The sequence below is a fragment of the Pseudomonas sp. G2-4 genome (genome assembly GCF_030064125.1).
Classification (GTDB): Bacteria; Pseudomonadota; Gammaproteobacteria; order Pseudomonadales; family Pseudomonadaceae; genus Aquipseudomonas.
Window position 1 is genome coordinate 6268691 of sequence record NZ_CP125957.1, and the last position, 18110, is coordinate 6286800.

At 61.7% G+C, this 18110-nt stretch carries 17 protein-coding genes and 1 pseudogene; 7 read left to right on the forward strand and 11 right to left on the reverse strand.

Going from position 1 to position 18110, the window contains the following annotated elements; genetic code table 11:
* Positions 1-83: 83 nt before the first annotated feature.
* Together QNH97_RS27620 and QNH97_RS27625 are read right to left on the reverse strand one after the other, a co-directional pair.
* Positions 84-665 carry a mechanosensitive ion channel family protein gene (locus tag QNH97_RS27620; protein ID WP_283554765.1) on the reverse strand — a complete coding sequence of 194 codons (582 nt, stop codon included), beginning with the start codon at positions 663-665 and terminating at the stop codon, positions 84-86.
* Positions 665-2575, reverse strand: a complete 1911-nt coding sequence (locus tag QNH97_RS27625; RefSeq protein WP_283554766.1) for an ATP-binding cassette domain-containing protein — start codon at positions 2573-2575, stop codon at positions 665-667. The genes QNH97_RS27620 and QNH97_RS27625 overlap by 1 nt, the downstream gene beginning before the upstream one ends.
* A gap of 50 nt (positions 2576-2625) precedes the next feature.
* Between QNH97_RS27625 and QNH97_RS27630 the strand changes: the two genes are divergently transcribed.
* The gene (locus QNH97_RS27630) at positions 2626-3087 is read left to right on the forward strand and encodes a TIGR02444 family protein (RefSeq protein ID WP_283554767.1); all 462 of its coding nucleotides are present in this window, start codon (positions 2626-2628) and stop codon (positions 3085-3087) included.
* Here the strand turns inward: QNH97_RS27630 and QNH97_RS27635 are convergent.
* The gene (locus QNH97_RS27635) at positions 3084-4265 is read right to left on the reverse strand and encodes an AlgP family protein (RefSeq protein WP_283554768.1); all 1182 of its coding nucleotides are present in this window, start codon (positions 4263-4265) and stop codon (positions 3084-3086) included. The genes QNH97_RS27630 and QNH97_RS27635 overlap by 4 nt on opposite strands.
* Before the next feature lie 192 nt (positions 4266-4457).
* Between QNH97_RS27635 and QNH97_RS27640 the strand changes: the two genes are divergently transcribed.
* Complete coding sequence (locus QNH97_RS27640; protein WP_283554769.1) at positions 4458-5123, forward strand: FKBP-type peptidyl-prolyl cis-trans isomerase; 666 nt, start codon at positions 4458-4460, stop codon at positions 5121-5123.
* Between the two features lie 61 nt (positions 5124-5184).
* On the opposite strand, the gene rsd is transcribed toward QNH97_RS27640, so the two are convergent.
* The 7 genes and pseudogenes from rsd to QNH97_RS27675 form a co-directional block, all read right to left on the reverse strand.
* Positions 5185-5643: a sigma D regulator gene (gene rsd / locus QNH97_RS27645; RefSeq protein ID WP_283554770.1), complete on the reverse strand. Its 459-nt coding sequence runs from the start codon at positions 5641-5643 to the stop codon at positions 5185-5187.
* Between the two features lie 174 nt (positions 5644-5817).
* Positions 5818-6360, reverse strand: a complete 543-nt coding sequence (locus tag QNH97_RS27650; RefSeq protein WP_283554771.1) for a disulfide bond formation protein B — start codon at positions 6358-6360, stop codon at positions 5818-5820.
* Positions 6361-6581: 221 nt separating this feature from the next.
* Complete coding sequence (locus QNH97_RS27655) at positions 6582-7829, reverse strand: heme biosynthesis protein HemY (RefSeq protein ID WP_283554772.1); 1248 nt, start codon at positions 7827-7829, stop codon at positions 6582-6584.
* Positions 7826-8956, reverse strand: coding sequence for a uroporphyrinogen-III C-methyltransferase (locus QNH97_RS27660; RefSeq protein ID WP_283557564.1), 1131 nt, complete (start codon positions 8954-8956; stop codon positions 7826-7828). The genes QNH97_RS27655 and QNH97_RS27660 overlap by 4 nt, the downstream gene beginning before the upstream one ends.
* 84 nt (positions 8957-9040) lie before the next feature.
* A pseudogene (locus QNH97_RS27665) lies at positions 9041-9739 on the reverse strand (uroporphyrinogen-III synthase); the annotation flags it as partial.
* Positions 9736-10677 carry a hydroxymethylbilane synthase gene (gene hemC / locus QNH97_RS27670; protein ID WP_283554773.1) on the reverse strand — a complete coding sequence of 314 codons (942 nt, stop codon included), beginning with the start codon at positions 10675-10677 and terminating at the stop codon, positions 9736-9738. The gene hemC and the pseudogene QNH97_RS27665, both read right to left, overlap by 4 nt.
* Positions 10678-10807: 130 nt before the next feature.
* Complete coding sequence (locus tag QNH97_RS27675; protein WP_283554774.1) at positions 10808-11554, reverse strand: LytR/AlgR family response regulator transcription factor; 747 nt, start codon at positions 11552-11554, stop codon at positions 10808-10810.
* A gap of 210 nt (positions 11555-11764) precedes the next feature.
* Between QNH97_RS27675 and QNH97_RS27680 the strand changes: the two genes are divergently transcribed.
* Together QNH97_RS27680 and argH are read left to right on the forward strand one after the other, a co-directional pair.
* Complete coding sequence (locus tag QNH97_RS27680) at positions 11765-12028, forward strand: hypothetical protein (protein ID WP_283554775.1); 264 nt, start codon at positions 11765-11767, stop codon at positions 12026-12028.
* Positions 12018-13412 (forward strand): argininosuccinate lyase, encoded by a 1395-nt coding sequence (gene argH, locus QNH97_RS27685; RefSeq protein ID WP_283554776.1) that lies wholly within the window; start codon positions 12018-12020, stop codon positions 13410-13412. The genes QNH97_RS27680 and argH overlap by 11 nt, the downstream gene beginning before the upstream one ends.
* A gap of 131 nt (positions 13413-13543) precedes the next feature.
* Here the strand turns inward: argH and QNH97_RS27690 are convergent, their stop codons facing one another.
* Positions 13544-14203, reverse strand: a complete 660-nt coding sequence (locus QNH97_RS27690; RefSeq protein WP_283554777.1) for a glutathione S-transferase family protein — start codon at positions 14201-14203, stop codon at positions 13544-13546.
* A gap of 124 nt (positions 14204-14327) precedes the next feature.
* On the opposite strand from QNH97_RS27690, the gene QNH97_RS27695 reads away from it, so the two are divergent.
* From QNH97_RS27695 to QNH97_RS27705, 3 genes are all read left to right on the forward strand, one after another.
* The gene (locus QNH97_RS27695) at positions 14328-14612 is read left to right on the forward strand and encodes a hypothetical protein (RefSeq protein WP_123343561.1); all 285 of its coding nucleotides are present in this window, start codon (positions 14328-14330) and stop codon (positions 14610-14612) included.
* Between the two features lie 229 nt (positions 14613-14841).
* Positions 14842-15087: a TIGR02647 family protein gene (locus tag QNH97_RS27700; RefSeq protein WP_003206789.1), complete on the forward strand. Its 246-nt coding sequence runs from the start codon at positions 14842-14844 to the stop codon at positions 15085-15087.
* A gap of 178 nt (positions 15088-15265) precedes the next feature.
* Positions 15266-18109, forward strand: coding sequence for a class I adenylate cyclase (locus QNH97_RS27705; RefSeq protein WP_283554778.1), 2844 nt, complete (start codon positions 15266-15268; stop codon positions 18107-18109).
* The last annotated feature ends 1 nt before the right edge of the window (position 18110 follow it).

Below are 18110 nucleotides of genomic sequence, written 5' to 3' on the forward strand. Positions count from 1 at the left end.
ATTCGTCGAAAACGACTAAGCTAATGCGCCGCCAGACGCTTGACCACCGCTTTTTGCAAAGACAGCCGATCCACCAGGCCAGATTACTCGACGAAACCGCCGACCGGGAACGCCTCGCTGCCACGCCAGCGCCGAACCGAACGCTGGAAGAACAGGCTGTTGGGCACTTGCACCATGGCGCTACCGGTGCCGAGTTCCTCGGGTTCGATCAGCGTGGTGTACAGCAGGTTGATCGCCACGACGCGCCCCTTGATGCCGGGTTTGTCGGTGGTGTCCACCAGCTCGACCACATCGCCCAGGCGAAACGGTCCGACGGTGTAGATCAACACGGCGCACAGCAGGTTCGACAGCACACTCCAGATGGCGAAGAACGCCACTGCGGCCACCGCGACGAAACCCGACAACGCAGTCCACAGCACCGTGGCCGAGACGCCCAAGCGTTCGAGCACCACCAGCACGGCGCTGCCCATGATCAACCAGCGCAGCACGCCTCGCAGGATGATCACCAGTTGCGGCGGAAACGGGTAACGCTCACCCAGGCCTGTAAGCGTCCGCGCCACGACACGCTGCGCGACATAACCGGCCAACAGGATCAGCAGGACTTGCACACCAAGCCAGATCGGCTCGATCCACATGACAGGGATAGGCAACGCCAACGCTTCCATCAGGACAAAGCCTCCAGCTCCGCTTGCAAGTTTTCCAGCAGCTCCAAGGCCTCCATCCACGCCTCCTCAAGCTCCGCTTCCCGAACCTTCAGCCTGGCCTGTTCGGCCAGCAGATCACGCAGCTCATCCTTGCGCGCCGCTTCGTAGACACTGCTGTCGCCGAGGCTGGTTTCGATTTTCTGCAGCTTTTCATGGAGCTTGCCCAGTTCGACTTCAAGCTTATCGGCTTCGCGCTTGTGGGGTGCCAACTGCTGGCGCAGGGCCGCTGCGGCCTGGCGCTGGGCCTTCTTGTCGGTCTTGTCCGGGTTGACGGGCGTGGTGCTGACCGGGGCGTTGCGCTGACGGTACTCCACCAGCCAGCGCGCGTAGTCTTCCAGATCGCCGTCGAACTCTTCGACCTTGCCGTCGGCCACCAGGAAGAAATTATCCGTGGTGCTCTTGAGCAAATGCCGATCGTGGGACACCACCAGCACGGCCCCGCTGAACTCCTGCAAGGCCATGGTCAGGGCCAGGCGCATTTCCAGATCGAGGTGGTTGGTCGGTTCGTCGAGCAGCAACAGGTTCGGCCGGCCCCAGGCGATCAACGCCAGCGCCAGGCGCGCCTTTTCGCCGCCGGAAAAATTCAGCACCGGCTCGTCAATGCGCGCGCCACGGAAGTCGAAACCACCGAGAAAATCCCGCAGGACCTGCTCGCGCTCGGTCGGCGCCAGACGCTGCAAATGCAGGAGCGGGCTGGCCTTGGAGTCCAGGGAATCGAGTTGATGCTGGGCGAAGTAGCCAACCACGGTGTTCTCGCCACGGGTCAGGCGCCCGGCCAAAGGTTCGAGTTCACCGGAAAGGTTTTTGATCAGGGTCGACTTGCCGGCACCGTTGGGGCCCAGCAGACCAATCCGCGCGCCAGGGGTCAGTTGCAGCTTGACCTTCTCCAGCACGGTCTTGTCGCCATAGCCCAGGCGCGCGTCGGACAGGTCGATCAGCGGGCTGGAAATCTTGGTCGATTCACGGAAGACAAAATCAAACGGCGAATCGACGTGGGCTGCGGACAGCTCCTCCATCCGCTCCAGCGCCTTGATCCGGCTCTGGGCCTGGCGGGCCTTGGTGGCCTGGGCCTTGAAGCGGGCGATGTAGCTTTCCATGTGCGCCCGCTGCGCCTGCTGCTTCTCGTACGCCTGCTGTTGCTGGGCCAGGCGTTCGGCACGGGCTCGTTCGAACGCGCTGTAGCCGCCACGGTACAAGGTGAGCTTGCGCTGGTCGACATGGGCCACGTGATCGACCACGGCGTCGAGAAAATCACGGTCATGGGAAATCAACAGCAGCGTGCCGGCGTAGTTCTTGAGCCAGTCTTCGAGCCAGATAATGGCGTCGAGGTCCAAGTGGTTGGTGGGCTCATCGAGCAGCAGCAAGTCCGAGGGGCACATCAAGGCCTGCGCCAGGTTCAGGCGCATCCGCCAGCCGCCGGAGAAATCCCCGACCTGACGGTCCATCTGCTCGTTGGTAAACCCCAGGCCGGCCAGCAATTTGCGCGCGCGGGCATCGGCGGTGTAACCGTCGGCGCTGTCGAGCTCCGAATGCAGACGGGCCTGGGCGGCGCCGTCATGGGCCGCCTCCGCCGCCGCCAGGTCGCGTTGAACCTGGCGCAGGCGCAGGTCGCCGTCGAGCACGTAGTCCACTGCCAGGCGCTCGAGGGTGTCGACCTCCTGACGCATGTGGGCGATACGCCAATCGGCCGGCAGCAAGCAATCGCCCGAGTCCGGGTGCAGCTCCCCCCTCAGCAAGGCGAACAGGCTCGATTTGCCGGCACCGTTGGCACCGATGAGGCCGGCTTTGTGGCCGGCGTGCAGGGTCAGCTCGGCGTCTTCTAGCAGACGTTGCGGGCCACGCTGTAAAGTCAGGTTCTGAAGTCGGATCATAATGGCGGCGGAGTCTACCAGCTTCGCTCACAACTGGCGCGAGTAGCACGATGTCCCCTGACCTGTGGAGCTTTTCCCTCGACCTCTACGCCAAGCCTGGCGTAGAGCCGGCCTGCCTGGCGCTACAGAACGCCGGCGCCAATGTGTGCCTGCTGCTTTGTGGGCTTTGGCTGGAGCGGCGCGGCGTGACCTGCAATGAACAAAGGCTGCAACAGCTTCGGCAATTGGCCGAGCCTTGGGACGTCGAGGTGGTAAGGCCCTTGCGCGTGCTTCGCAACCAATGGAAAGCCAGTGCCCTGCAAGACACAGCACTCGATAGCCTGCGCGAACAGGTCAAGCGACTGGAGCTGGAGGCCGAGCGGCGATTGCTGGAGCGATTGCAGGCGGCGGCCGAGGATTGGCCTGAGGAACATCAGAACGATTCAGCGCAATGGCTGCAAGAGCTGGTGGCGAGTGCCCCAGCGAACCGCGACGCGCTGCATCAGCTGCGCGTCGCGGTGTCCGGCACTTAGGAAGCGCTGGTTGGGTTGCTGGTGCTCGGCGCTACGGTGGCGGATGGGCTGACTGCCGGGGCCGGAGTGCTGGCGGTTGGAGCAGGCGTTGCGGTCGAAGCCGGGGTCGATGTCGCAGGCTTGGCTGCTGGCGCCGTCGAGGCTTTTGCGGTGACTGGCTTTTTCACGGCAGGTTTCGCCGCTGGCTTGGCGGCAGGTTTAGCAGCAGCTGGCTTCGCGGCCGCTGGCTTGACCGCAGGTTTTGCAGCGGCTGGTTTAGCGGCAGCTGGCTTGGCCGCAGGTTTTGCCGCTGCGGGTTTAGCCGCCACCTTGGCAGGTGCTTTGGCAGCGACTGGCTTGGCAGCCGATTTCACAGCAGGTTTGGCCGCAGCAGTTTTTGTTGCCGCAGGCTTGGCAGCTGGTTTCGCAGCGGCTGGTTTGGTCGCAGGTTTTGCGGCCGCTTTAGCAGCAGGTTTGGCAGCGGCGGTTTTCGCTGCTGCGGGTTTGATGGCTGCGGTTTTCGCCGCTGGTTTAGCCGCAGGTTTAGCGACAGCTTTTGCAACAGGCTTGGCAGCGGCCGTTTTTGCAGCTGGCTTGGCAGCGGGTTTGGCGGCCGCTTTGACAGCTGGTTTTTTTGCCGCTGGTTTTGCAGCACTGGCAGCGACCGATTTGGCAGCCGGCTTGCTTGCTGCCTTGACCGGTGCTTTCGCGACTGGCTTGGCAGCCACTTTAGCGGGTGCTTTTGCCGCGACAGGTTTAGCCGCCGGCTTCTTGGCCGATACAGCAGCAGGCTTGGCAGCACGAAGCGACAGCGCCTTGCCCGCAGCCTCTTGCACGCGACCAACGCCCTGGGCCAGCTTCAGGCTTTCCTGGGCATCACGCTTGAGTTGCAGAATGTAGGTGCGGGTTTCGGACTGACGATCCTTCAAGGCATCGAGCAGGTCTTCGAGTTCTTTCACAACGTCCTTGGCCTTGGCTTGTGCCTTGGCCTTGCCAGCGGTGGCTGCGTCTTGCAATTTGGTGCGCGACTTGTGCAGTTTTTCCTGGGCTTTACCGCGTTGTTTTTCCAATTTGGCGAGCAGTTTTTCAGCATCAGCCAGGGCTTGGGAGCAGGCGTTTTCCAGATGCTCGAGCAAGCTGCCCGAAAGTTGTTGGAGCAGGTGCAACGGAGTGTTTACTGGCTTCTTGGTGGCCGACATGGTTTACCTCCTGACTGACGTGAGTGCGGCTCATACTAGACCTCTGCTGCAACCGCCGCTAGGGCATGTTGACAGTACACAAGACGTTGCGTTGCAAGGGACGAAAAAACTTCTGCACCTGCACCTGGGGCAATCCACCTCTACAGATATCGGCACTGGCATAATTCCTCGATTCGAGGCCGGAGAGCACACATGTCGCGTCACCTGTTTTTAATCCTGTGCATGGCTTGCTCCATGACTCAGGCCGTTGAAAAAACCAATGCCAACGAAGCTCGCGACTTGGCGTACAGCCTGGGCGCGAGCCTGGGTGAGCGCCTGCGCCAGGACGTGCCCGACCTGCAGATCCAGGCCTTGGTGGAAGGTCTGCAACAAGCCTATCTGGGCAAGCCGCTGGCCCTCAAGGATGAACGCATCGAACAGATCCTGGCCGAGCATCAGGCGCAACTGACGGCGCAATCCACGACACCGCAAATCGAAGTCGCACTGAAAACAGAGCAGAGGTTTCTCAATGAGGAAAGAAGCCGGCCCGGCGTCCAGCAACTGGCGGACGGGATCCTGCTGACCGAACTCAAGCCAGGCCACGGCGCGAAAGCCGGTCCTCACGGCAAGGTCCAGGTGCTGTACATCGGTCGATTGCCGGACGGCACCGTATTCGATTCCAACCGACAGGCCCAGTGGTTCAGCCTCGACAGCGTGATTGACGGTTGGCGCAGTGCATTGCCGCAAATGCCGGTAGGTGCGAAGTGGCGGCTGGTGATTCCTTCAACCCAGGCCTATGGCGCCGAAGGTGCCGGGGATGTGATCCCGCCATTCACGCCTCTGGTGTTTGAAATCGAGTTACTGGGCACGACAACCTGACACTGCCCCAAACGAAAAAACGGTGCGCAATGCGCACCGTTTTTTTATTACCGCGAGCCCTTCAGGCCTGGACCGCAGACTCTTCCTTGTGGGCGTTGTGCAGCACCTCGATCAGGCAGTCTTCCAATTCGAAGCGCTCGTGCAGCAGGCCGCCCAGCTCTTTGAATTTTTCCGCTACGCACTTGCCTTCATCACAAAGGTCGTTGAACGCCAGCAGTTTTTCGGTGATGACGTCGATGCGCGGATAGATCTGCTCGGCAAGCTCCAGACCACGCTTGTCGTTGAAGGCCTTGGCCTCGCCCGTCAGTTGTTCGTAGATCTCGAAATGACCGGCAGACACATAGTCCACCAGCACACCGCAGAACTCCTGCAACGGTTTGCGGCTCTCGCTCAGCGCTTCAGGCTTGTCGCCGAGAGCATCATAGGCCCGAACCAGTTCGTGACGCTCCTGCAACCAGCGGTCGATCAGCAGATGCACCCCACCCCAGCGTTCCTGAGCATTCTGACAACTTTCGAGCATGGTGATTTCTTCCCTTGTGAGTCATGCCCCTCGCAGCCTGCCCACGCCTGAATGATCAGGGTCAAGCCAGACATAACATGATCGAGCGGCACAATTCCAATACACGTGCGGGCCAGATTATGCCCGCACGACAACTGCTTCAAGGTACGCAGGAGATAAAGTTCATACAAGTGTTTAATCCAAGGCCCGGACCAGGTGCGACGTATCGCCGCTGAGCGGTCGTACCAGAGCTTTCCAGACAAGTCGCAGCAGCAGATAGGTCATCGCGCTGGACACCGCGAGAAAAAACAACAGGCTCCACTCGGGGATGCTCAGGTCGAACAGCGTCCAAGTGATGGTCGCGCAGTCGACCGCACCGTCGAGGACACGATGCAAGGCGCACCACCAGGACTCCGACCTTTGCATCTGCACCATACAATCGGGCAACTGCTCGAACGAAACGCTTTGCACCAGGACCTGACGCCATGCCAGGGTCATTCCCGCCGACGCAAAAACCCACCCCATCGCCCCATACAGAATGCTGCCCTTTTCACCCGGGCCATGTACGCAGGCCACGAGGCCGTTCACCAGAAACAGCATCAGACACAACCGCTGCAAGACGCACAGGCTGCAGGGCGTCAGGCCGACCGCATATTCCAGATAACTGGCGATGCCCAAAGCCAGGGCAGCGGCAATGGAAGCCATGAGAAACAAGAAGCGTGAGCTGGCCAAGGACATGGCGGTTCCGTAACAAAAGAGACAAGCAGTTACGGTAGAGGAAAGCCCTTGGGCCTTTCAAGGCAAGCCCGTGCAGACACTTCACCAGGGGTGTAGGGAATTCCCGACAGGCACAAGGGGATTCAGCGCAGTCCTCTGTAGGACTTTGCCGACGGCATGACTAAAGCCCTGTATTCGTGGCGAGGGCGCTTGCTCCCTCGCCACCGCGACTCAAACAGAATTCAAGTGGACAGGACCTGGGCCGGGACCGGCAAAGGCGCGGCCAGCAGACGTTCATCCAGCAGCCCCAGCCCTTCCTGGAACAACTGATTGCTACGCTCGGCATCCCCCAGTTGCGCCAACAACCGCGCCAGTTCAGCGCAGGCTTCTGGGTTGCGCTGAACCCGCAGACTACTTTCCAGATAATCCCGCGCCTTGCCCCACAAGCTGCCCTGCAAGCACAGGCGCCCCAGTGTCAGCAGCAAGCTTGGATCGGCTGGATGATCCTTGAGCCAGCCTTCGGCCGTTTGTAGCTGGCGGATCGGATCATTGCCCCGAACCAACCCGTACAAACGCGCCAGGTGGCTGTCATAGTGACGCTTGAGCGCGGTCCGCAACACTTCTTCGGCCTCGACCTGGGCCCCCAACTGCCGCAACTGCTCAGCATAGGCCAGCACCAGTGCCGGTTCCTGACGCTGCGCGGAGGTCAGCTGTTGCCAGGCGCGGTTGAGCGACTGCAAACCGACGCTGCCGTCCTCTTCACGATGGGCCGCCAAGGTGAGGTTTTCCCCCCACGCTCGGCGCTCAAGTTCAGTCAGTTCACTGGGCGGCAGGACTTTGTCCTTGCGCAGCTCCGGCAACAGCCGGATCACCGCCGACCAGTCACCCCGTTGCTGATGCAGTCGCTGCAACTGGCGCAAGGTCTGGGCGTTATGTGGATGACGTTCATGCATGGCTTGCAGCGTGCTCAGTGCACCGTCGGTGTCACCTCGGTCGGTCTGCAATTGCGCATGAGTCAACGCGATGGCCAGCTCCGCCTGGGGCTGACGTTCCAAGGCACGCTCCAGCAAACTGTCGCTCTGCTCGTAGAGCCCCTGCTCATTGGCGGCACGGGCGGCGCCGAGGTAATACAACAATGGCTGGCGCTCGGCCTCGGCGGCACGATGCAAGTGACGCTGGGCACTGGCCCAGCGCCCTTCGGCCAGATCCAGTTGGCCGTGCTCGATTGCCACCTGCACACGACGGCTGCGGTTGCGCCGCGACCACGGGTTGACCACCCCACTGGAGGTGGTCACCAGCCCGATCAAGGCGCTCACGCACCGCCACAACAGCCAGAGCGCCGCCACCAGCGCCAGGGTGACCCACAGGCCAGCTTCGTAACGGAAATTCTTGTACGCCACCAGCACGTAACCCGAGTGCTCGGCAATCGCCACGCCGAGTAAAGCGGCGGCAGCGATGACCACGAACAGAATCACGTAGAGACGCTTCATGGCGTGGTCTCCTGCTCGCCAGGTTTGGGCAGCGGCTTGACCGAGTCCTCGGCATTCAGGTTGCGACGCTCAAGGTACGCCTGAACGCTGCTCAGGGTGCCCGTCAGGTCCGGCGTGACCACCGTCACCGGCTGTTTGGACAGCTCGACCACACGCTCCAGCATGACTTTGCTTTGCGGATTGTCCTGGTTGAAGTTGTTCTTCAGCACGTCCCGTGCTTCGGTCAGCGCCTGGGTGTACACCGGCGCCTGACCGTTGAGGGCGGCCCATTGCGCCTGCTCCAGCGCCAGGCTCAGGGCCAGGCGCACCTGCACCAGGCTCTGCCCGGCCAGGAGCGGACGGACGTTCTCATCCGCGTTGAAATCGATGCGGATGTAGCGCGAAATCTGATCCCACCACTGTGCCCAGCGGCTGGCGCCATCGCCATCGGCGGTCAGGCCCAGCAGGGATTCGCCGCGGTCCTTGTATTCGGGCGCCAGCTCGGTGAGTTGCAACACCTGGTCACGCAGGGCTCCCAGTTGCAGGAAGAGCCCGGTGCGATCCGGTTGTTCGGTGCTGCGCAGCGCCGCAAGCGTCTTGGCCAGTTGCTCACGAGCGGCGAAAGAGCCAGGGTCATTCTGCTCGCGCAAGATCTCGTCAGCCCCCTGGACCAGTGCCTGGGCGCTGCTGATGTCTTGCAAGGCGGACAGACGCAAGCTGGCCAGGCGTAACAGATGCTCGGCCTCAGCCAGGCGCCAGTCCTTGCGGCTGGCACCGAGCACGGTTTCCAGGCGCTGGCTCAGGCGCTGCTGATCGCCTTGCAGTTGGGCAACCTGACGCCGACGCTCCTCCAGTTCTTCAGCCGGCGGCAATTGCGCCAGACGCTCACTGAGGCGCTGCTCATTGAGCTTGAGGGTCTGGGCCTGGTCATTCAACGCCTGGACCTGGGCGGACTGCTGCTGGTTATTGGCTTGCAGATGACGCACCTGCCACACGCCCCAGCCGCCAACGGCCACGCCGGCTGCCCCCAATAACAACGCGACAATGGCCAGTCCGTTACCGCGACGTGGCGCCATCGGGGCCGGGGTTTCAACCGGCGCATCGATCGCAGGCTGGTCTTGATCTTTTGGCAAGGCTGTTTCGCTCACGTATCCATCCTTTGCATTAGAAAACGGCACGGACTGTTCCCGTAACGCCGCCAGCAAAGCCGCGGCACTGGCGCCACGGCAATCCACAACTGTTCGGGCCCCGGCGGCACGCGCCATCTCGGCAACCCTCGGGCTTGGAACAAACAACGGTAACCGCGCCAGAGCGGGCCACGCGTCGCCAGCGAGCCGCTGCAGATGCTCGAAGCTCTGCCCACTGCTGACCACCAGGGCGTTCAAGCGTTCCGCTTCAACCCTCGCCGGCAACTCACCTTCGCGGTAGTGGGGCAGGCCGCGCCGGTACAATTCCAGATAATCGACCCTAGCACCTTGCTCGCGCAAACGCTCTGCCAGCAAACCGCGCCCGCCCTCGCCACGCACGATCAACACCTTGGGATCGGGCCGGCTGATAGCCTGGCGTAACACCAGGTGCTCCAGCAAGGCTTCGCTGTCGTCGCCGTTATCGGGGTAAAACACAGTGAGGCCGGCGTCGGTCAGGATCTGCCCGGTGGCCGCGCCCACGCTGAACCATGGCTGGTCTGGCGGCTGGGGCCAGTATTGACGCAGCAGCTCCATGCACAAGCGTGCTGCGGGCTTGCTGACCACAATCACGGCACAGTACTGGTCCAGCTTTTGAAGGGTCCCCTGCCCGGCATCGGAAACGGGGATCGGCTCGATATCCAGCAACGGCAGGCTGCTGCTGAATACACCCGCTTCGGCCAGGGCAGTCGCCAGCGCCGACGACTCGTCTGCCGGCCGGGTGAGCAGCAGTCGCCAGCCTGTCACGCGTGGCCTGCCTCGCCGTAGACCGCCTTGAGAATGTCATCAGCGCCCTGGCTGAGCAGGTCTTCGGCCACCCGCACACCCAACGCCTCGGCATCGCGGCGCGGCGCCCGGGCCTCGGCGCTGAGCAGCCGGCCACCTTTCGGATCACCCACGAGGCCACGCAACCAGACCTGTTCGCCTTCCAGCACGGCGTAACAGGCGATGGGTACTTGGCAACCGCCATTAAGGTGTTTGTTGAGGGCACGCTCGGCGAAAACCCGCGTGGCCGTGTCTTCGTGGTGCAGCGACGCCAGCAGGGCGTGAATGTCGCTATCGGCGTTGCGGCATTCGATGCCCACCGCCCCCTGGCCACCGGCTGGCAGGCTGTCGTCGACGCTGATGGCCGAGGTGATGCGATCTTCGAAGCCCAGGCGGATCAGGCCAGCGGCGGCGAGGATGATCGCGTCGTACTCACCGGCGTCGAGCTTGGCCAGGCGTGTGTTGACATTACCGCGCAGGAAACGGATTTGCAGATCAGGACGGCGCGTCAGCAACTGCGCCTGGCGACGCAGGCTGGACGTGCCAACCACGCTCCCGGCAGGCAGCGCCTCAAGGCTGGAGAAGGTATTGGAGACGAAGGCATCGCGCGGATCTTCCCGCTCGCAGATGCAAAACAGACCCAGGCCTTCGGGGAAGTCCATGGGCACGTCTTTCATCGAATGCACGGCGATGTCGGCTTCGTTGTCCAGCAGCGCGGTTTCCAGCTCCTTGACGAACAGGCCCTTGCCGCCGATTTTCGACAGCGGCGAGTCCAGCAGCTTGTCGCCGCGGCTGACCATGGGCACCAGCGTCACGTTAAGACCGGGATGGGCGGCTTCCAGACGGGCCTTAACGTATTCGGCCTGCCAGAGGGCCAAGGCACTTTTACGGGTGGCGATGCGAATCTCGCGAGGGGACATGGATCAATCCGTACTTAAAAGATACGGCGGATAATAACAGCTCAGCCAAAACCGCTTTGATTTGAATCACGACCCCAAGGCCTCCCTGGCCGTCAATGTCCTGGAAAATGGAATGCCTGGCCGCGCGACACTAAAGCTGTTGCATCATCTTGCGCACACCGGCCACGTGTCGTCGACTGACAATCAACGCATCGCCATTGAGGCCTTTGAGAAACAGCTGGAAGTGTCCCAGCGGGGTGCGTTGCAAACGCTCGATTCGCTCGCGGGCCACGAGGGCATTGCGGTGGATGCGCACAAAGCGCTCGCCGAACTCGTCTTCAAGGGCCTTGAGCGGCTCGTCCAGCAACACCTCGCCACTCTCATGGCGCAAGGTTACGTATTTATGGTCGGCAATGAAGTAGACCACCTGGTTCAACGGGATCAGCTCGATACCCTTGCGGGTGCGGGCACTGATATGGCTGCGAGGGCCGCTGCCACTTTCAGCGGCCGGCCGGGTCAGCGCCGCCAGTTGCACCCGGTTGGGCCGCTCAGCCTTGCGCAAGGCCTCAGCCAGCGACTCGGCGGAGATCGGTTTGATCAGATAGCCCACGGCGCCGGCCTGCAACACCTCCGGCGGGAAGTCGTCCCGGGTGGTACAAAACACCACCGAAGGCGGTGACTCGCGTTCGCACAGTTTCGCCGCGACCTGCAAGCCATCCAGGCCCGGCATGCGAATGTCGAGCAGCACGATATCCGGCTTGTGGCTTTCAATAAGGGCCAATGCCTCTTCGCCATTGGTGGCGCTCGGCTCCAGGACACTGTAACCCTCGAGTTCGCCAACCATTCGGCTCAGGCGCTCACGGGCCAGTGGTTCGTCATCAACGATCAGGACATTCATATTGCGCTGGATTCCTGCGTGAGTCTCGCACAAGGATAGCGTAGACAGGGGAAGTGACATCCGTCACCGCGATCCACGCTAAGACTCGCTCGAGGGCCAAAAAGTGCCGCGAGGCAGTTGCCTATCTTTACCAGCGCTTGCCGATAGAGGCTCGAGGCCTGTTGTCGCACGGCGTCGCCATAGGGATGGTTAACACTCGATCTGACCAATATGAGCTCCCCCTTTTTCTATTCGTCCGCTGCGCCATGGATGGAAAAAGCAAAAGTCCTACCGTCCACTGTAGACGGTTGCCGCGACGATATTGCTCAATCGGAAAATATCGTTGCGCAAAAAGCCTCATTAAATGCTTGGGTTGTGCACAAAAAAGCTGCCGACCAGTGCCAGCGCCAGCCCCGGCAACCCTGCTATCATCCGCCGCAGCCTTTAACCGCTATTTTTTCTTCAGCCGATCACGAGCGAATTCATGAGCACTGACAAGACCAATCAGTCCTGGGGCGGCCGCTTCAGTGAACCCGTCGACGCCTTCGTCGCCCGCTTCACCGCCTCCGTCAACTTCGACCAGCGCCTGTATCGCCACGACATCATGGGTTCGATCGCCCACGCCACCATGCTGGCCAAGGTCGGCGTGCTGACCGATGCCGAGCGCGACCGCATCATCGACGGCCTGAAGACCATCCAGGGTGAAATCGAGGCCGGCCAGTTCGATTGGCGCGTCGACCTTGAAGACGTGCACATGAACATCGAAGCGCGCCTGACCGATCGCATCGGCGTGACCGGCAAGAAGCTGCACACCGGTCGCAGCCGCAACGACCAGGTCGCCACTGACATCCGCCTGTGGCTTCGCGATGAAATCGACCTGATCCTGGCCGAGATCACCCGCTTGCAAAAAGGTCTGCTGGAACAAGCCGAGCGTGAGGCCGAGAGCATCATGCCCGGCTTCACCCACCTGCAAACCGCCCAACCTGTAACGTTCGGGCATCACATGCTGGCCTGGTTCGAAATGCTCAGCCGCGACTACGAACGCCTGGTCGATTGCCGCAAACGCACCAACCGCATGCCCCTGGGCAGCGCTGCCCTGGCCGGCACCACCTACCCGATCGATCGCGAATACACCGCGCAACTGCTGGGCTTCGACGCCGTCGGCGGCAACTCGCTGGATAACGTTTCTGACCGCGATTTCGCCATCGAATTCTGCGCCGCCGCGAGCATCGCGATGATGCACCTGTCGCGTTTCTCCGAAGAGCTGGTGCTGTGGACCAGCGCGCAATTCCAATTCATTGACCTGCCGGACCGCTTCTGCACCGGCAGCTCGATCATGCCGCAAAAGAAAAACCCCGACGTGCCGGAACTGGTGCGGGGCAAGAGCGGCCGGGTGTTCGGTGCGCTGATGGGCCTGTTGACCCTGATGAAAGGCCAGCCATTGGCCTACAACAAGGACAACCAGGAAGACAAGGAACCGCTGTTCGACGCCGCCGACACCCTGCGTGATTCACTGCGGGCCTTTGCCGACATGATCCCGGCCATCAAGCCCAAGCATGCCGTGATGCGCGAAGCGGCCCTGCGCGGCTTCTCCACTGCCACTGACCTGGCCGACTACCTGGTACGCCGTGGCCTGCCGTTCCGTGACTGCCACGAAATCGTCGGTCATGCCGTGAAATACGGGGTGGACAGCGGCAAGGACCTGGCGGAGATGAGCCTGGATGAACTGCGTCGGTTCAGCGACCAAATCGAGCAAGACGTGTTCGCGGTGCTGACTCTGGAAGGCTCGGTCAACGCCCGTGACCACATCGGCGGTACCGCTCCGGCGCAGGTCAAGGCTGCCGTGGTGCGCGGCCAGGCGTTGCTCGCCACCCGCTAGAAGCTGAAAAGCTTCGCGAGCAAGTTCGCTCCCACAGTGGATCTCCCGTGAACACACCTCTTGTGAACATCAGAGATTCAAATGTGGGGGCGAGCCTGCTCGCGATAGCTGACTTCAAATCACCGAAAATATCACTTCTTGGCAGCGATCATCGCCAAAAACGCTGGCATCGCCGCTTCCCTATCCACCGCGATCCGCTGCACATGCGGGTTCTGCCCCAAGCGCTCCATCAGCGCCTTGGCCGCCGGCATATCCGCCAGCAGGTCGATATCGAACAGCTTCCTGCCTACCTGTAAGGCCAGCGATACGCTGTAGAAGAAATACAGATCGGCAAGGCTCATGCTATCGCCCGCCACGTAGGGCGAGAATTTGCCGTGCCTGCCGAGTGAGGCGAACCCCAGTAGCAATTCGGCCTTGGTTTTTTCCTTGATGGCGTCGGGCACCGGCATGCCGAAAAACGCCTCGCCGTAGCTGGCCCGCCCTGGCAGCTCGATGTACAGCTCGATCTCCCTGCACAAGGCCAGTACCTGGGCACGCTCGAACGGGTCACTGGGCAACAGAGCCTTACCTGGCTGGGTTTGCTCGATGTATTCGAGGATCACGCTGGTTTCGTTGATAAACCCTTGTTCGGTTTTCAACACCGGGACCTTGCCGCGGGGGCTGACGGCCAGTGCTTCGGGGGTCTGGTTGGGGTAGAACGGCACTTCTTCGAAGGGCAAGCCCTTCTCCAGCAGCGCCAGCTTGACCATGTTGTAATAGTTACTGACAGAGAAACCATAAAGCTTGAGCATCACAAAGCCTCCAGGCCGTGCGGGGTTGGCAGCCTTGCGTTATAGACCCTCGAGGCGCTTCTCGCCAGGCGCATCACGCCGCTGAATGCAGGTAAACTGGCGACCTTTCTCCAAGGAGCCTGCCATGAGCGAGCCAACCGACATCGACAGCGACGAAGAAGAGTTCGTCGAGAACACGCTGATTGAAGCCATCGAAAACCAGATCGAAAGCGACAACCCGCCAGCGGCCAAGGCCACGTTCAACAAGCTGACCCTGGTGGGTTATGAGCGCGAAGAAATACTCAGTCTGATGGCCCATGTGCTGGCTCACGAGATCGACGCCATCCTCGAAGAAGACCGCCCGTTCGACACCCAATGGTACGAAACGGCGCTGCGCGCCCTTCCCGAGTTGCCGCCGGAAAAGAAATAACCTCCGGCAAACTCCGTGGCGAGGGAGCTTGCTCCCGCTCGGCTGCGCAGCAGTCGCAAAGCGATTGGGGCCGCTACGCGGCCCAGCGGGAGCAAGCTCCCTCGCCACAACAAATGGCTCCTCTGGCCCCCGAAACAAAAAAAGCATGACGCCGACACTGGACAGCCCGGCCGACTACGCTCACCTTAGTGACGCTGTCGTCCAAATTCCTAGAAAGTCTGGAGTCCTTATGTCGCTTACCCCTGAGCTGGTTGCCGAACTGGAAATCCTTGCACTCTTCAACCTGGACAGTTCCCAGGAAGGCCTGAAAATTCATCAGACCGCTGCCCCCAAGGCTATTGCTGCCGCCCAACGCTTGTTCGAGAAAGAACTGATCACCCAGCCCGATGGTGGTTATCTGACCAGCCTGGGGCGAGATGCTGCCCAAAATGTGCAAACCGTCCTGACGATACTCAGCGTTCAAGAAGCCGCCTGATCCTCCCTGTCGCCCACGGAAATCTCCTTCAACGGGATTTCCGCAGGCGCACTGGCGCCCCCTGTAAAAAATTTGACGTCAAAACCCTACTTTCAGCTTAAGAATTCCCAAGCTCGGGCGCTAAACTGCCATTAGCTGTGATCCCCCACGTTCGACGCCGCGAGCCGGTTGAGCTGACATGACCCGCAATCACGAAATACGCCCCGATCTGGACGAGGGAATCGACCGCAAGGTCCTGAGCCAGTTGCGCGCACGTTTTCTCAAGCTCAATACTGTCCGGATGGAGCGTGCCCTGGAAGGCCTGTCGACTCGCCAGCAAGGCGTGCTGACGCTGCTGCCGCTGTTTTTCCACGTCAACCATCCACTGCTGCCCGGCTACGTCTCGGGCAGTACGCCTGCCGGGCTGTCGAACTATGAGCCCGACGCCAGCGTCTTGGCCGAGGCCCAGCGGCTGACCCGTTCGTTCTCCTACAAGCCGCGCCACGGCAGCAACTCGCCGCGACCGATTCTTGGCCTGTTCTTGATGGGCAGCCTCGGCACGCTGGCCCAGGCCGATCAGAGCGACATGGATGTGTGGGTCTGCCACGGGCCGGACCTGAGCGACGACGAACTGGCCGAGCTGCGCAAGAAATGCCAGTTACTGGAGGCTTGGGCCGCGACCCAGGGCGCCGAAGCCCACTTTTTCCTGATCGACCCGGCGCGCTTCGTCCGGGGCGACCGGGACAATCAGCTCAGTTCCGACGATTGCGGCACAACCCAGCATTACCTGCTGCTGGACGAGTTCTACCGCACCGCCATCTGGCTGGCCGGGCGCACACCGATCTGGTGGCTGGTGCCGGTCTATGAAGAAGACAACTATGAGCAGTACACCCATACGCTGATTTCCAAGCGTTTCATTCGCGCGGATGAAACGCTGGACCTCGGGCATCTGGCCTACATCCCTGCTGGGGAATTCATCGGCGCCGGGCTCTGGCAATTGTTCAAGGGCATCGAGTCGCCGTACAAGTCCGTGCTCAAGCTGCTGCTGACCGAGGTCTACGCCAGCGAGCACCCGAACGTGCGCTGCCTGAGCCTGCGCTTCAAACAGGCCGTGTTTGCCAATCGCCTGGACCTGGAAGAGCTGGACCCGTACATGGTGGTTTACCGTCGCCTGGAGGAGTACCTCAATGCCCGTGGCGAACCCGAACGCCTGGAGCTGATCCGACGGGCGCTGTACCTGAAGGTCAATCGCAAGCTCACCGGCCAGGGGCGCAGCGGCGGCTGGCAACGGGTGCTGCTCGAACGACTGGCCCGCGAATGGGGCTGGGACCCGCGTCAACTGGCGCTGCTGGACAGCCGCAGCCAGTGGAAGGTGCGCCAGGTCAGCAACGAGCGGCGAGCGCTGGTCAACGAGCTCACCCACAGCTACCGCTTCCTGACCCAGTTCGCGCGCACCGAGAAAAGCGTCAGCCTGATCAACAGGCGCGACCTCAACGTCCTTGGCAGGCGGTTGTACGCAGCCTTCGAGCGCAAGGCCGACAAGGTCGAGTTCATCAACCCTGGCATTGCCCCGGACTTGGCCGAAGACACCCTGACGCTGGTGCAGTCACCCAACAAGAAAGAACCGGGTCAGAACCAGTGGGGCTTGTATAACGGCAGCCTCAACGCCCTGGAGTGGGAAAATTTCGCACCGATCAAACGCAGCCGCGAATTGCTGGAACTGCTGACCTGGTGCCATCGCAACGGCGTGATCGACAGCAGCACGCGCCTGGCGCTGCACCCCGGGGACAGCGACCTTAGCGAGTTCGAACTGTTCAACCTGCTGGGCAGCCTGCAACAGTCCATCGCCCTGCCCCTGACTAGCGTGGATGAAGAGCAATTACTGCGCGCCAGCGTACCCAGCGAAGTGCTGATCCTGGTGAACGTCGGCGTCGACCCGCTCAAACATCACCGCGACCTGAATATCCTGATGACCACCGAGCGCACCGACTCCCTGAGCTACGCCGGGGTGCGGGAGAACCTGGTACTGACCCTCGACCAGGTCACGCTCAATAGCTGGAATGAAGTGCTGGTCAACCGTTTCGACGGCGAGCACGCCCTGCTCGACTGCCTGCGCGACTACCTCAACGACCTGCCCGTCACGCAGCGCCAGCCGCGCTTGCAGGTACGGTGCTTCTGCCACAACCGCGCGCAGTTCATTGCACGACGGGTCGAGGACGTCATCGAAACGGCCCAGACCCTGCTGTTGAGCCGGCTCAACCACCGCTATCTGCTTCAGGTCCAGCAGCATTATCACGTGCTGGAGTTGGTACCTGGCCATGTCAACCACGTGGCGCTGGGCAGCCTGTCGGCACTGATGGATTACCTGGGCGAGGAACTGACAGCCTACAGCCCGCTGCATCTGGACCCGATGGCCCTGGAAGACCACGACCTGGCACTGGTCCTGCCCATGGGCCAGCCCGAGTGCATTCAGGTGTTCTACCGGGTCAACGAGGACGACGCCGAGCTGTATGTGCTCGATGAACTCAACGCCTTGTGGCAACAGCGCCTGCCGTATCACGACGAGCACAGCCTGCTGGTACCACTGCAACGCTTCTTGCAATCGGTGCTGTACCGCCGCGACGCCTTGCTGCCGATGGATGCTGCCCAACCGTTGACCCTGGAAACCCTGTACTACCAGCTCCTCCCCTCAGGCCCCGGACGGGCACGGCGGATCGAGGCGCGACAGACGCCGCAGACGCCGGAAAACAAGCCGTTCTATGACGTGCAGGCCATCATCGGCAAAGCCGCGCACGGCCAGGTGCACGTCACCCTATATTGTGATCAGCAGGAGTTTTCGGAGTTGGAACATGGCGACCAGCTGTTCAGCGTGGTCGCCAGGGAGATCGTCGAGCAACGCCGTGAGGCCAAGCGCTACCGTTGCTACATCACCGACCTGGACCTCTCGGGCCTGGTGGGCGATGGCGCCTGCTCAAGCAATTTGTACCTGCGCTACAAGGCCGACCTGGAACGCGCGCTGAACGAGGCACTGGCCTCGGTCTGAC

Bases quoted from the DNA above. Each gene is read 5' to 3' on its own strand.
- QNH97_RS27620 (WP_283554765.1), bottom strand. From the start codon at position 665: ATGGAAGCGTTGGCGTTGCCTATCCCTGTCATGTGGATCGAGCCGATC.
- QNH97_RS27700 (WP_003206789.1), top strand. From the start codon at position 14,842: ATGTCGCTTACCCCTGAGCTGGTTGCCGAACTGGAAATCCTTGCACTC.
- QNH97_RS27630 (WP_283554767.1), top strand. From the start codon at position 2,626: ATGTCCCCTGACCTGTGGAGCTTTTCCCTCGACCTCTACGCCAAGCCT.
- QNH97_RS27655 (WP_283554772.1), bottom strand. From the start codon at position 7,829: ATGAAGCGTCTCTACGTGATTCTGTTCGTGGTCATCGCTGCCGCCGCT.
- QNH97_RS27690 (WP_283554777.1), bottom strand. From the start codon at position 14,203: ATGCTCAAGCTTTATGGTTTCTCTGTCAGTAACTATTACAACATGGTC.
- QNH97_RS27640 (WP_283554769.1), top strand. From the start codon at position 4,458: ATGTCGCGTCACCTGTTTTTAATCCTGTGCATGGCTTGCTCCATGACT.
- QNH97_RS27695 (WP_123343561.1), top strand. From the start codon at position 14,328: ATGAGCGAGCCAACCGACATCGACAGCGACGAAGAAGAGTTCGTCGAG.
- QNH97_RS27675 (WP_283554774.1), bottom strand. From the start codon at position 11,554: ATGAATGTCCTGATCGTTGATGACGAACCACTGGCCCGTGAGCGCCTG.
- QNH97_RS27625 (WP_283554766.1), bottom strand. From the start codon at position 2,575: ATGATCCGACTTCAGAACCTGACTTTACAGCGTGGCCCGCAACGTCTG.
- argH (WP_283554776.1), top strand. From the start codon at position 12,018: ATGAGCACTGACAAGACCAATCAGTCCTGGGGCGGCCGCTTCAGTGAA.
- rsd (WP_283554770.1), bottom strand. From the start codon at position 5,643: ATGCTCGAAAGTTGTCAGAATGCTCAGGAACGCTGGGGTGGGGTGCAT.
- QNH97_RS27705 (WP_283554778.1), top strand. From the start codon at position 15,266: ATGACCCGCAATCACGAAATACGCCCCGATCTGGACGAGGGAATCGAC.
- QNH97_RS27650 (WP_283554771.1), bottom strand. From the start codon at position 6,360: ATGTCCTTGGCCAGCTCACGCTTCTTGTTTCTCATGGCTTCCATTGCC.
- QNH97_RS27680 (WP_283554775.1), top strand. From the start codon at position 11,765: ATGAGCTCCCCCTTTTTCTATTCGTCCGCTGCGCCATGGATGGAAAAA.
- QNH97_RS27635 (WP_283554768.1), bottom strand. From the start codon at position 4,265: ATGTCGGCCACCAAGAAGCCAGTAAACACTCCGTTGCACCTGCTCCAA.
- hemC (WP_283554773.1), bottom strand. From the start codon at position 10,677: ATGTCCCCTCGCGAGATTCGCATCGCCACCCGTAAAAGTGCCTTGGCC.